Genomic DNA, 12,420 nt, shown 5'->3' on the forward strand with positions numbered 1-12,420 from the left:
GGTCGGTAAGATCACGAAACTGGCCAGGGAATAACCTGTTCGCATGCAGCTTGGTTTTGGCGTAAGCGGACGGTCGCATTCTTAGACTGGAAACGGTGTGCTAACCGCAGGTTTCTAAAATGGCTGGTCGTTCATCGCAGCGCAGCAATTCAACTTCGAAAACCAGAGCAGAAGCGCTGGCAACGCCTTTTCGCGCGACGTTGCAGCATGGGAGCGAATGGACAACCCGCTGTGTCAACTGCCAGTCAAGGCTTACAGTCAGAACAGACCGGTAATGATGACAACCATAACCGACAGGACGTCGCCCATTCTCGACGCACCACCTGCGACTGCTACGCCGGTGCCGGTACGCGTAGCGCCTTCGATCTTTCATGAACGCTGGTGGCTCGACATCGCCACGCAAGGCGACTGGAAGCTTGCGGTGGTGAATCAGAACGACGAGGTCATCGGCGAGATGCCGTACGCGATGCAGCGCACGCGGCTTTGGCGTGTCTCGCACCTGCCGCCGCTCACGCGCACGCTCGGGCCGGCCATCAAGTCCGTCACGGGCAGCGAGGCCCACCAGCTGCATCATGAACTCGACGTCACCGGCAAGCTGATCGATCAGTTGCCCGACTGTGACAGCTTTTTTCAGGTGCTCGACCCGCGCATCGACGACGCCCTGGCGTTCGCGCTGCATGGCTTTACGGTGACCGCGCGCTACACGTTTCGCATCGACCGGAACACCACGGCCAACGAAGCACGGAAGCGGTTGAACAGCAAGACACGCAACGTGATCCGCAGCGCCTCCCGTGAATTGACCGTCGTGCCGGACATCACGCCAGCCGAGTTCATCGCGTTCTATGAAGCGAATCTTGCGGCGCGTGCGCGTACCAACGCTTACGGGGATTCCATCATGCGCGACCTCGTCAACGCGTTCGTCGAGCGCAAGGCCGGAATGCTGCTCGGCGCCTATGGCCCGGGCAGGAAGCTGGTGGCGGCGGTCGGCATCGTCTGGGACCATCAGGCAATGTATTACCTGTTGTCATCGCGCGCGCAGGACGCGCATAGCGGTTCGATCAGCCTGCTGCTATGGAGTGCCATTGGCCGCGCGCTGGATCGCAAGCTCACCTTCGACTTCGACGGCTTTTCGAGCCCGTCGACATTCAGCTTCCTCCAAGGGTTCGGTGCGACGCTCACGCAGCGGCTGGGCGTCGAGCGCCACGGCACTGCCTATTTGCTCACACGTACGCTCAAGCGCAAGTGGGCGCCGGCGCGTGTGTTCATCCCTAACCTTTGAACGGCGGAATGCAGGCGCGGGGGCACTGACGCCGTGATGCCTTTTCATGGTGACCGGAAGGAGGAGCAATGGCCGAACCTGAAGACATCCTCGTGAAGATCCTGAACCTTGATGCGGAGATCAGATGCTGCGTAGCCACTCTGGCAAGAATAGAGGACGGCGCCGGAGACTGCTTCGTGCCGTGGATCAAGGAGGAGCGAGCCCGCGCGCACGAGCGCCTGACTCATCTGAGAAGGCGCCGCGAAGTTCATTTTCTTGCGCTGAATGAACTGGCCGCCCGTCGGTCACGCTTACGACGCCGCAAGGCGACGGAAACTGCACGAGAGCCGAACAGTCCGTTCCAGAGCCGGGAAGTCAACCCGTCGACTTTGGCACGCAAGACAGGCTGACAGGCGTGCCTTTGATTTTCGTGCGGATTTCCGGTTAGGCAGACCCAGGCCCGGTGCGGGCTTGCCTTGCGGCCCTTTATTAATTGTCTTTCCAATCAAGCGCCTGCTGACTCCATGCTTCACGTGACTGGCTGGGAGGAATTTGGTGCCTTTCGTTTTTGTCTTCAGGTACAGGCGTAGCGGCCAGCTTGTCAACGGACCGTTGTTTCAGTGACGCGCGAAATCCGCCGGCGTCAACTCGAGGCGTGTCGAGGGACGGGCGAGCCACTTCCGTTCGGCTATCGCGCAGATGCGGCCGTAGCCGTCGCGAAACGCCTTGAGGGTGCGGGCGTCACTGGCGCGTGGCTCGAGCCAGAAATACGCTTCCAGTGCCGCGATCATGATTACGCATCCGATCGTGTTGTTCTGGCGCACGAGATAAAACTCAACGCCGAGGCGATTGGCGAGCACCTGCGGTTCAAGTTCGGCGGCTTCCATAGGCGGCAAGGACAGCGCTTTGGATGAGGTCACAATGATTTTTGCACATGTTATGCGTTTCAGGTATCCGCGCAGTGAGCACATTGTACGGTTTGGCGCTTGCCGCTTCCGGATGCGGGCGAGCGTGGCGTCCTCAGTGCCGGCGGCACCTGCCTGCGGTGTCTTTCACGCGTAAAAAGCCGCCCGGATCTGGCTGAACGACTCAAATGACACGTTCGTGATGAGCAGGCATGACGCTGATGCGGAGGGAGCGTCGACGCTTGCAACATTGATCGCTGCGGTCCGGACAAAAAGTAAAAGGCGGTGGTTACGCAACGAGAATCGTGCTTGCCGAATCAGAGGCTCGCGGGCGATGAACCGCTCGCCGTGACACGCCCCGCGCCCCATCAGACCAGTGAATGCTTCGTGTGCGTTTGCTACGCCATGGCACGCCGGGCGTTCGTTGACGCCGTGGAGATCGCCGCTTCGAAGTTGGTTTGCGCAACCTTGACCGCGTGCTGCCCGGCGTTCCCGAGCGTCTGATAGAGCGTGTTTGCTGCGTTGATTGCGGACCTGAATGCAGCTACTGCTGCCTCCGAACCGGCCGGTGCGTGTTTGGTCGTTTCCTCCAGGTACACCTGGATCCGGTGCATACGTGCTTCGCCAGCCTCCCGGGCAACTCTGAGAAGTTCCGTATGCGTCGACGACATGATCCCAAGGCACTCGCGACTGTATTCCTGTACCTTCCTGGTCACCGGCGCTCCAAGCGTGCCGTAGAGCACCGCCCAGTCCTGCGGCTGTTCCGCAGCTTTCGTCGCGAACTCCAACGCTTCCTTGAGCGTCGCGCGCGTGAACTGCGCATTGAGTTCAGCGAGTTTGCCAATGCCTGCAGCCATCGTGTTGGCAAAGCCAAACGCGACATCGAGATTGTCATGCTGTGCGCTCGCAACCAGTTCCTGGGTTTGCATGATCAATATTCTCCTGAAAGGATTGAGCAGCCGTCGGCCTGCGCCTTCCGTCGCATCATCAGATAGCAGTATTGCGGAGTGAGACGCCGCACCGTGTCCGGCACGACAACGCTGATGACCGGGCACCGGTCAACGTTTTCGCGTCATGGCCTGAAGCAGGTATTCACCTTCATCCGTCACATGTGGACGGTGCGCACCGGTGGCGAGGCTCTCGAGTGCTACGAGCTGTTGCTCGAGCAGCGTGTCGAGTTCCTCGCGCGCCATGTCGATCTGGTCAGGCGATGACTTGACCAGCATGAGCGTCGCAAATTCGTGAGGGCTCAGCACTTGTGTCTCCTGGAATCTTGAACGGGCGGATTTCTTGCCCCCATATTTTTACCAACCGAAACTGCACCAGATCGCGTACGTCTCGCCGCGCTGCGTGTTATCGCCCTCGCCGGAGAGGTAAGGGGTTCGTGTTGTTCCCGGGTACGGTCAGCTGCGGACCCGGGCGATCGGTTCGAAACATATCCGCCGCGTTGTGTGTGTCGCCGCCACCCTGGCGGGAAGCGACACCCGATCACAGGGGTGCAAATGAGCGGCACAACGAAACCGGAGGCGGGGAGGGGCGAGATGCGATTGTTGCCTGCAAAGCTCGCTGACCTGCAGCTCGATCACATGGAGCGGATTGCCCGGCAACTGTGTCTGTCCGCGCGGGGGAGTCCGCGCCAGAATGCCTCGAACGTCAATACTGGATCGCCCGGCTGAAAGCCATTGAGGACGCGCATTTTCTTGTCGCGTCGCAACGCATGCGCATTGCAAAACTGCGCGAGATGCTTGCTTCGTGACTGCGCGGGCCACGAGCCGTAGGCGTCAGCCCGGCGTCTGACGGCGTGTGCCGTTCACGGCCGGTATAGGCCGCGTTTCTTCGCGCGCGATGAGGTCGGCTGCGAAAGGAGGGCGCCCGCGCGTTGGCGGGCGGTGCGGTGGGGACTCGTCCACATCAAGCGCGTCGCCCGGTTTTCCCCGGCGCGCCATTGGCAGCGCCTGCATCTGCCCCCCAGTCTGGGAAACAGAACCAGCGGCCCCGTGACCGACGTCAATCACTTTGTCCAGTTGGTCGACTAACGACTCAATCGAGGCAACACTGCGAATACGCGGATGTTCAAGCGTGAATCGCGTTGACGGCCCGGCGTCGCTGTGAAGCATGAAGATTGGTATGAGCTGTGCGGCCCAGACGACTCCCTCGATAAATAGCGGCTCGCAGCATATCCGGCGTTCGAAACAAGAGACGATTGCCGCACAAGGCTGGTCCTGGATCGCGCATCGGAGAGCGGGGAGTGTGCCCACTGACGCTGTGTGATAGCCATACGCCCGAAGCAGCAGGGTCAACGAGTTTCGGAACGCTTCTGAAGGGCTGTAAATCAAGGTGCTGATTGAGCGGCGATGGGCAGACGGATGCGTTACCCCCCTGCTGCGCAGACGCAGTTCACACGACAGCAGGACAAGCCTCGCGAGGTGATACGCGCTCTGTGCTTCGCGCACTGCCGGTGATTCGGCGGAATGGCAACGTATTGCGCGTTCACGCGCGGCAAACCTGGCCTCAAGCACCTCGAGGGCGCTCTCGAATTCCCGCTCCAGAGACCCAGGCTCGGGGTGGGGATTTACCATGGCATCTCCCAACGTTTTGCGACACTCCTATTTTAGCCAGATCCTGGTGCGGTACCGATGGTTGCTGCCTGGCGACATGGAACTGCAGTGCGAGCAGTTTGAACGTAGATACATGATGCACCTTGTTTAGTCATCCGAATCCCTGCGACGGCACCGCGGAATGTTGGGAGCACATGCCTCACGGCGGGACTGGATATTGCTCTCCCCAAGGCATCTCGCAGGATCGTTTTGCGTCATGCAACCCTTGGACACTGTGAATCTGGATTCCGTTGAGTTCACTTTTTTTCCCACGGGAATCGAAGGGGGAGGGGCGGCGCATCGCGCCATGTTCATAGGAACCCTCGCGCTGCCGGTTGTCGTGATCTTCAGGGCAGACGGGAAAAGGTCGGCGAGGATTGCCTTCGATGTTCCTGGCTACGTCGCACAAGCCAGACACTACACCAACCATGCTGACGTGGTGCGTGATGCTATCGGTCAGGCAACGCGCGATAACCTCTTCAATGCCCCACCCGACGGAACTGTCCTGCTTGAGGGCGATGCACCGCGTTGGGCGGGACACCTGCAGCTCGCCTGTTAAGGAGCACGACGGGCAGCCGCGCTGGCGTACGCGCACGGCAGCGGCGGCGCGAAGGAACATGGGGCAGGGGCCGCCGTGCAGTCAGGCACCATCGATGATTCGTAGCGGTTGCGCCAGCTTGCGGTGGCACTGCATGCAAGATGCCGCGCACGGTGCGGGCTACGACGGCGTGAACGCTACCATGGCTCCGTCGTCGCCCCGGGTGGGCAGGTCGATACATTGCGCGAAGCGCTGGCAGCGAGTTCGGCGCCCAGGGAGCGATGACACTCGTGGTGCCGGACTTTCAAGCGCCGGGTTCGGCTGGCGAATATGCTGCTTGTGTGGCAACGCGCCGGCGACGGTTGTGGCCCGTTCGTGTGCCGTCAGTGTCCCGGGTCTGCTGGAAGGGCAGGTGCGGTGCCTTGTGCTCACCATCCTGAATCGTCGACACCGAGTGCTTATAGATTGTCTGCATGCCAGCTGGAGAATCGAGCAGGACAACCCACTGATCGTACGACCGTATGATGCCGCAGAGCCGGATTCCATTGATCAGAAAAATGTTGACCGGAGTACGGCCGTTGATCAGGCTGTCCAGAAATGGCTCCTGTTTTTCGCAAGCGTCTTTCATCTTGTGGGCCCTCGCAGCTGAACGTATAGCCTACAGCGGATTCGGCTGCGTGGGCGATCCGACGCTCGCCAGGCGGTACGCTGCTTTCGGCGGCGACAACGCGCAGTAGTCGCGGTTAGTCGTGGGACGATGCTGCGCTGCGCGCCGTGTGCCACGCCCGGACCCGATGCCCAATCGTGCCTCAGGTGCCGGTTCACCTGTCGCGCGCCGATTCAATGGGGTGTCGAGAGGCGTCTGAAACGATTCCGTAACTTCTTTAACGTTTGATGATCTGCAGCGACGCGCGAAGCGAGATAGCCCAGGGTATAAGCCGCGCCTGGCGCTGCGTCGCTGGACTTGCGCGAAGCTGTCCGCAGAAGCTGATCGGCGACCACCGCATCGTTACGCCAACCGAGATCGTCCTGAAGTGCCGTCAGCGCTTTCACGTAGTGCTGCACGGCCCGCTTCGAGGACAACGACGCAAAAAACTCTGTCACATACCGAACCTTCTTCGCCGCGATACGCGCGCGGTGCCGGCGGTGATCATCGAGATCGGTGAGCCCCTTGCCACGCTTGATCGGCCTGCTGTGCCTGCGCCCCAGCACCCTGGCGGCGAACTGCCTCGCGGGACTGTCGAGCGCTGCGCGTTGTTAGCCGGTCATATCGCCGCGCCATTTTTTGCAGCCCAGTCACGACGCGACTTCCGGCAGCAGATGCGTGTAGCGGATCAGATTCGACCGCGGCCGCCGCACGCTGCCGGATGTCGACGTCGACCAGCGCGCACGCCTGCCGCACCTTCCTTCGCCTGACCACGCATCGTCACCAAAGGCAGGGATTCGGTCAGCGGTATAAGGGTGGCCGCGAACGCATCCCATTGCAACAGGATCAGTTCCATGTCTCGCGAAATATAGTCAGCGAGCTGCATATCGAACCTCTGGGGACCGATGGTCTGGGAAAAAGAACGGAATGATGTTGCCACGCCTAGCCAGGGATGAACATGCCGAAAGATGCGACTGCCATGAGCGCGGTCGCAACCCACCCGCCCACCCTTAGTAATCCAGATATGGCGAACTTGCCCATGACTCGTTGACTGCTGGCCATCAGCATTACGACTACCATGATGGGCACAGCGGCGAGGCCATTAATGACGGCGCTCCAGTAAAGGGCCTTGAGAGGATCCAGATGGAAGAATGTTATTGCAACGCCGCCAACGATCGCAATGACAATGACCGAATAAAACTCGCGTGCGATCGTCAGTTGGAGGGAGAGACTGCTGCGCCAGCGGAAAGCGCCTGCAGCGCCATATGCGGCAGATCCAGCGAGAACCGGTAAGGCGAGCAGCCCGGTGCCCACGATCCCCGCGGCGAAAACCAGCGAAGCAACCCGGCCAGCCACAGGCGCGAGGGCCCGCGCAGCGTCTGCCGATGTTTTTATTTCGATGTGGTGCGCGTGCAGTGTCGCCGCGGCAGTCAACATGATGAAAAACCCGACTCCATTTGAGACGGCCATTCCTATCCAGGTGTCCGCAGTGATCCGGTCAATCTGCCGGTATGCCTTGAATGACGAAACCCACCGAAGCGGATGGTCCCCCGGCTTTGAGCGAAGCTCTTCCACCTCCTGCGAAGCCTGCCAGAAGAACAGATACGGGCTAATTGTCGTCCCCAGCACAGCTAGCACGGTAGTCAGATAGTCGCTGGAAAGCCGAACTCGTGGCCGGACGAGGGAAAGCCCTACCTGGGCCCAGTCTATCGGGACGATGAACGCCACCGCGACGTAGGCGAACAGCACAAGGGTCAACCATTTCAGCAGTCCCGCGTAACGCTCGTAGGGCAGCCAGATCTGGAGGGTGGCAGACATTGCGCCGAGAGCGACGACATAGAGCTGCTCTGGGCCGCGCACGAGCAGGTGGATTGCCGCTCCCATTGCAGCGAGGTCGGCCGCAATGTTAACCGTATTGGCAGCGGCGAGGAGAAGTACCAGAGCGACAACGATCCATCGCGGGCCGAATGCCCGCATGTTAGACGCAAGGCCTTTACCCGTAACGCGGCCGATCCGCGCGCTGATCATCTGGATCGCGACCATCAGTGGATAACTTAGCGCCAGAGTCCATAGCAGCGAGTAGCCGTATCGGGCACCGGCCTGCGAATACGTACCGATTCCACTCGGATCGTCATCCGCAGCGCCCGTTACGAGTCCAGGGCCGAGGCGCGAAAGCCACGACCGTTCAGTGCGGTCAATGACCGCAGTTTCGGGCTCAAGCTTGTCATTGGCGGCCACGTGGGTGCTCCAGTTCAGGAGAGCGACCATTAACGATGCGAGCATGCGCAATCGGCGTGCCAACTAGGGTTCGCTGGTCGGATCAGCAAGTAAGTTAGTGCGACGTATGATTGAGCGGGCTGTATAGGATAACCGCCCAAAGGCCGGTTTGGCCTGAAAGCACTCCCGTCGAGTCCGAAGTACCATTGTGTTCACAACGGAGATATTCCAAAGGTGACCCGGGACGCGGCTGACGCGATTGGTGCCAAAATGCCAAGGATCGAAATTGGCCACCGTACTTCTTGTGGATGACGACCGGCGACTGCTCGATGCGCTTGCCGCCCTTGCCGAGGAGGAAGGATACGTTGTGCAGAAGGCTTTCGACGGCTGCCAGGCATTGCGTTGCGCACGCGCTGAACGGCCCGCGCTAATTGTGACCGACAACATGATGCCCGGAATGAGCGGCGAGGAATTGGTGCGCGCGCTAGCCAACGATCCGGCGCTCGCGGATGTACCGGTCGTCATGAGTTCGGCCGTGGCGGCGCCGCCCTCAAGCTTGCCGGTCGTGGCGTTTATCCGGAAGCCGTTTGCAGCGGCACGCTTTCTTGAGTTGCTCCGGCAGCACACGGCCGGCAGCAAGTAAATATTCCGGAGCGGGAGGGAGGTTGCTTCATCCGCGCTGCATACGCGGTCAGGATGGGCCGCCCGAAACATGCCGCTTCGCTGACCTCTGCCTGTCCGGCGGCTCCCGGATCGATCTTGCCCGGGCTGCACTACAGCTGGCACCAGCGCTGCGTATCGGCCTTGCGTCGGGCATCGAGCCATTGTCTACGAGTGACCTAGGGTTCGAATGCGTGTTCCTGCGCAAGCCGTTCTCGCTCGAGCAGTTACGCGAACTCATTGAAGCAGTTGGGCGGTCCCCAGGCGAGAAGGACTAAGTCAAGCGCACGTGCGCGCAGACGCAAGTGCGTTACGCAAGGTGCCGTAGGACACGGGGAAGCCGAACGTAGCGGAGCTACCGTCGCAATTTTCACACGCCTTTGTTGCCTGAAAATCGTGGTGGAAAGAGCGTTAGCATGGCGTTGACCGCGACACGGGTGCGGGGCACGCGGGTTGCTCTTTACGACTCGCGGCTCAGTGCTCCCGGTTTCTTTCAGATCGAGACGTAGACGGGAGACGTCGCCAAAATCAGGAGTTCTACCATGCTCTACTATGCGATCGTTTTCCTGGTAATAGCCCTGGTCGCCGCGCTTTTCGGCTTCGGCGGCATTGCGGCTGGTGCAGCGAGCATTGCCAAGATTCTCTTTGTGATCTTCCTTGTGCTCTTTCTCGTCAGTTTGCTCTTTGGCTACAGGCGGCGTTGAACGGATGCTCGCTGGACCCGCAAAAAAGCTTGTCCACGGAAGTCGGGGTCGGCGCGTCGTCGCGTGCGCAGCAAACATGGGATCTCGCGTGAAAGCCCAAGGTAACCTTGGCGCCCAATTGCTTCGTCACCCCCCACGAGCTTTCGTCCGCTCTGCGCAGATCAGCGGCGAGCCGCCCGTGATGGCGATAGGTGCGCCCGAGATGTAGCTGCCTTCTCCGGAGGCAAGCAGTACATACGCGCCAGCGAGTTCGGCGTGCTGGCCAGCGCGCTTCATGGGCGTGGCCTGTCCGAATTCGCGTACCTCTTGCGAGACACGTTAGTGCGCTGTTTGGTGATCCGCGACGTAAGCGCCACATTCAGGCATAGGGGTTGCGTGGTTGCGTTTACCCGTCTCGCTTCATTCACGGTACCCAGTGAAATCGCGAATTATGTTTAAGCCAATGTCACGCAGGATTGTCGTTGTCACCGGCGCAGGTGCAGGCGTCGGTCGCGCCGCGGTCGAAGAATTCGCGAGCGCTGGCTATGACGTGGCGCTTCTCTCGCGCGAGCCCGAGCGCCTCGAACGCGCCGCAGCCCAACTACGAGCCGCGTGGAACGTTCGCGCCCTTGCGTTACCAGTCGATGTTGCCGACGCGCAGGCCGTTGAAGCAGCAGCGGAGCGGATCGAGCGCGAACTCGGCGAAATCGGCGTTTGGGTAAATATCGCCATGGCGACGGTATTCGCACCCGTCTCCGCGCTTTCCGCACGTGACTTCGAGCGAGCGACACAGGTGACATATCTGGGGCAAGTCTATGGGACGATGGCTGCCCTCGCGCGCATGCGCGAGCGCAATCGCGGCGCAATCGTCAATGTCGGATCGGCGCTCGCTTCGCGCGCCGTGCCGCTGCAATCCGCATACTGCGGTGCGAAGTTCGCGGTGCGGGGATTCACTGATGCCTTGCGCTCGGAACTGATTCACGACGGTCTGAAAGTACACCTTTCGCTTGTCGACCTGCCTGCCGTCAATACACCGCAGTTCGATTGGGCAGCCAACCGTACGGGGAGGCAAGCGCGGCCCGTCGCGCCCGTCTATCAACCTGACGTGGCTGCCCGCGCCATTCGCTTCGCGGCCGAGCATCGCCGGCGTACGCTATGGCTCGGGTGGTCCACGTCGCGCGCGATCGTCGCCGACATGCTCGCGCCGGGTCTCGTCGATCGCTACCTCGCGCGCGCCGGTTATCGCGGTCAGCTCACGGACGAACCGCGCTCACCTGACGCGCCTGACGACCTGTACGCACCGGTCGCGGGCGACTTTTGCGCGCACGGGCGCTTTGACGACGAAGCACGAGACGGGTTCGTGCCGCTCTTCACCGAGCGCCACGTTCATGCCGCGATGGGCGGGGCAATGCTTGGACTCGTTGGACTCGCGATGGCATTTGTGCATTTGCACAGGCAGGCGCGAGAGCATCGCCAGTGATCAATGCCTGGGCACGCCACATTCTCCATTCTGCGACGAGGCGCTTCGATTACCCGCCGCACGGTGAGGGTTCACCCGACCGCAAAGCGCTGGCCGTCAGCGTGCCGGAACACCAGCCCGTTGCCGGGCCGCGCAAGGTCGGGCGTAATCCGGCCACCGCGCAGTTGCGGCGCGCCATCGAACAACATCGCCTCAATTCTCGCGTGGTCATGGAACCACTCGATGTGTATCAGGCGCCGCGTCGCGCATGCCACGTGCAGATGTAGCGCGGGCGCGCAGTGGGCGGAGAGCGGAGTGTGCCAGGCATCGCACAGCGCATCAGCCTGAAGAAAGCCGCTTATTCCGCAGCAGCGCGTGGCGTCGGCCTGCAACACATCGACAGCATGCGTTTCGAGCAGCGCGCGAAAGTCATCGGCGGTATAGCCGTATTCGCCCGCGGCGAGTGCCATGCCTGCGGGCAGTGCCGCTCGCAGTGCTGCGAGGCTGCGGCGGTCGTCCGAAGAGACCGGCTCCTCGAACCACTGCACGCCCTGTGTCGCAAAGCATTGGGCAAGACGCTGCGCCTCCTTGACCTCGTAAGCCCCGTTGGCGTCGACGAATAGCCCCGCGCTGCCAATTGCCTCGCGCGCCGCCTCCACGCGAGTGGAGTCCTCGTGCGGGCGCGATCCCACTTTCATTTTGACCCATTCACAACCATCGTCTTCCACCCAGCCGCGCAGTTGCTGCCTGAGTGTGTCGATGTCGTAGCTCGTGAAGCCACCGCTACCGTACACCGGCACGCTTTCGCGCTGCATGCCGAGTAGCACGCACAGCGGCAAGCCAAGTGCTTTTGCCTTGAGGTCCCAGAGTGCAGCATCTACGGCAGAGATGGCACAGGCCGCGAGTCCGGGCCGGCCGATATTGCGTACTTCACGCTGCATTTCGAGGTTGATACGTGCGATGTCGAAGATGTCATAGCGATGCACCGCATCAGCCAATACACTGCTTATCAGCGGCACGGCGCCCGCATGAGCATAGGTGTAGCCAACGCCAGTAAAACCGATGGCGTCGATTTCGCACAGCACGAGCGTCGTTGAGCGCCATGCAATGGTGCCGTCCGCCTCCGGACTGTCAGTGGGAATCGTAAAGGCGCGCGCTTCGACCCGCGTGACTCGCGATGCGCTCATGATGCCGTCCCCGTTTCGTATTGCAAAGCGTGTGAATGACTCGCGCCCGCGAGTTCCTCCACGTTGCTCACCACGTCGAGCAGCGCCTGCCAGCCAAAGAGCCAGCGCATCTGCTCGACGCAACGGCAGCCTTCCGCGCTGATGCGCACGATCTGGGTGTCTGGGTAGAACGAGAGTAAGCGGTCCATCTTTAACGTCTAGTCCTGATCGACAGGAGCGAGGAGCATAGGGGTCCACCAATTCGAGGTGGACACCTATGCCTGACAAAGA

Annotated in this window: 15 protein-coding genes and 1 pseudogene; 6 read left to right on the top strand and 10 right to left on the bottom strand. The window is 61.2% G+C overall.

Annotated elements, in window-relative coordinates:
* Positions 1–274: 274 nt before the first annotated feature.
* Positions 275–1,279 (top strand): GNAT family N-acetyltransferase, encoded by a 1,005-nt coding sequence (locus BLU17_RS30410; protein WP_092005890.1) that lies wholly within the window; start codon positions 275–277, stop codon positions 1,277–1,279.
* A gap of 68 nt (positions 1,280–1,347) precedes the next feature.
* A complete protein-coding gene (locus BLU17_RS30415) occupies positions 1,348–1,668 on the top strand; it encodes a hypothetical protein (protein WP_092005893.1) in 321 nt (106 codons plus the stop codon).
* Positions 1,669–1,875: 207 nt separating this feature from the next.
* Here BLU17_RS30415 and BLU17_RS30420 read toward each other — a convergent pair whose 3' ends face one another.
* The 3 genes from BLU17_RS30420 to BLU17_RS30430 all read right to left on the bottom strand — a co-directional run bounded on the left by BLU17_RS30420 (position 1,876) and on the right by BLU17_RS30430 (position 3,419).
* On the bottom strand, positions 1,876–2,145 hold the full coding sequence (locus BLU17_RS30420; RefSeq protein ID WP_092005896.1) for a DUF1488 family protein: 270 nt from the start codon (positions 2,143–2,145) through the stop codon (positions 1,876–1,878).
* Positions 2,146–2,561: 416 nt separating this feature from the next.
* Positions 2,562–3,092: a phasin family protein gene (gene phaP, locus BLU17_RS30425; protein WP_092005901.1), complete on the bottom strand. Its 531-nt coding sequence runs from the start codon at positions 3,090–3,092 to the stop codon at positions 2,562–2,564.
* Between the two features lie 129 nt (positions 3,093–3,221).
* Positions 3,222–3,419: a hypothetical protein gene (locus BLU17_RS30430; protein ID WP_092005905.1), complete on the bottom strand. Its 198-nt coding sequence runs from the start codon at positions 3,417–3,419 to the stop codon at positions 3,222–3,224.
* Between the two features lie 1,558 nt (positions 3,420–4,977).
* Here BLU17_RS30430 and BLU17_RS30435 point away from each other — a divergent pair.
* Positions 4,978–5,319: a hypothetical protein gene (locus BLU17_RS30435; protein ID WP_092005908.1), complete on the top strand. Its 342-nt coding sequence runs from the start codon at positions 4,978–4,980 to the stop codon at positions 5,317–5,319.
* 283 nt (positions 5,320–5,602) lie between these two features.
* On the opposite strand, the gene hfq is transcribed toward BLU17_RS30435, so the two are convergent.
* The 4 genes from hfq to BLU17_RS30450 form a co-directional block, all read right to left on the bottom strand.
* Positions 5,603–5,926, bottom strand: a complete 324-nt coding sequence (gene hfq / locus BLU17_RS30440) for an RNA chaperone Hfq (protein ID WP_092005911.1) — start codon at positions 5,924–5,926, stop codon at positions 5,603–5,605.
* A gap of 212 nt (positions 5,927–6,138) precedes the next feature.
* Positions 6,139–6,510, bottom strand: coding sequence for a CHAD domain-containing protein (locus BLU17_RS34105; RefSeq protein WP_245747090.1), 372 nt, complete (start codon positions 6,508–6,510; stop codon positions 6,139–6,141).
* Between the two features lie 122 nt (positions 6,511–6,632).
* Positions 6,633–6,830, bottom strand: coding sequence for a hypothetical protein (locus tag BLU17_RS34110; protein WP_245747091.1), 198 nt, complete (start codon positions 6,828–6,830; stop codon positions 6,633–6,635).
* 56 nt (positions 6,831–6,886) lie between these two features.
* Entirely contained in the window at positions 6,887–8,182 is a 1,296-nt protein-coding gene (locus BLU17_RS30450) for an Nramp family divalent metal transporter (protein WP_245747092.1), read from the bottom strand.
* 265 nt (positions 8,183–8,447) lie between these two features.
* Between BLU17_RS30450 and BLU17_RS30455 the strand changes: the two genes are divergently transcribed.
* Together BLU17_RS30455 and BLU17_RS30460 are read left to right on the top strand one after the other, a co-directional pair.
* Positions 8,448–8,804 carry a response regulator gene (locus BLU17_RS30455; RefSeq protein WP_092005917.1) on the top strand — a complete coding sequence of 119 codons (357 nt, stop codon included), beginning with the start codon at positions 8,448–8,450 and terminating at the stop codon, positions 8,802–8,804.
* A gap of 559 nt (positions 8,805–9,363) precedes the next feature.
* On the top strand, positions 9,364–9,525 hold the full coding sequence (locus BLU17_RS30460) for a DUF1328 family protein (protein WP_092005919.1): 162 nt from the start codon (positions 9,364–9,366) through the stop codon (positions 9,523–9,525).
* A gap of 126 nt (positions 9,526–9,651) precedes the next feature.
* Here the strand turns inward: BLU17_RS30460 and BLU17_RS34745 are convergent.
* A pseudogene (locus BLU17_RS34745) lies at positions 9,652–9,819 on the bottom strand (hypothetical protein); the annotation flags it as partial.
* Positions 9,820–9,967: 148 nt separating this feature from the next.
* On the opposite strand from BLU17_RS34745, the gene BLU17_RS30465 reads away from it, so the two are divergent.
* Positions 9,968–10,984, top strand: coding sequence for an SDR family oxidoreductase (locus BLU17_RS30465; RefSeq protein WP_092005922.1), 1,017 nt, complete (start codon positions 9,968–9,970; stop codon positions 10,982–10,984).
* A gap of 71 nt (positions 10,985–11,055) precedes the next feature.
* On the opposite strand, the gene BLU17_RS30470 is transcribed toward BLU17_RS30465, so the two are convergent.
* Both BLU17_RS30470 and BLU17_RS33405 read right to left on the bottom strand, forming a co-directional pair.
* Positions 11,056–12,150 (bottom strand): enolase C-terminal domain-like protein, encoded by a 1,095-nt coding sequence (locus tag BLU17_RS30470; RefSeq protein ID WP_092005925.1) that lies wholly within the window; start codon positions 12,148–12,150, stop codon positions 11,056–11,058.
* Positions 12,147–12,338 (bottom strand): hypothetical protein, encoded by a 192-nt coding sequence (locus BLU17_RS33405; RefSeq protein WP_092005928.1) that lies wholly within the window; start codon positions 12,336–12,338, stop codon positions 12,147–12,149. Before BLU17_RS33405 ends, BLU17_RS30470 begins: the two co-directional genes overlap by 4 nt.
* Positions 12,339–12,420 lie beyond the last annotated feature (82 nt).

The sequence above is a fragment of the Paraburkholderia lycopersici genome (assembly GCF_900096975.1).
GTDB classification, from domain to species: domain Bacteria; phylum Pseudomonadota; class Gammaproteobacteria; order Burkholderiales; family Burkholderiaceae; genus Paraburkholderia; species Paraburkholderia lycopersici.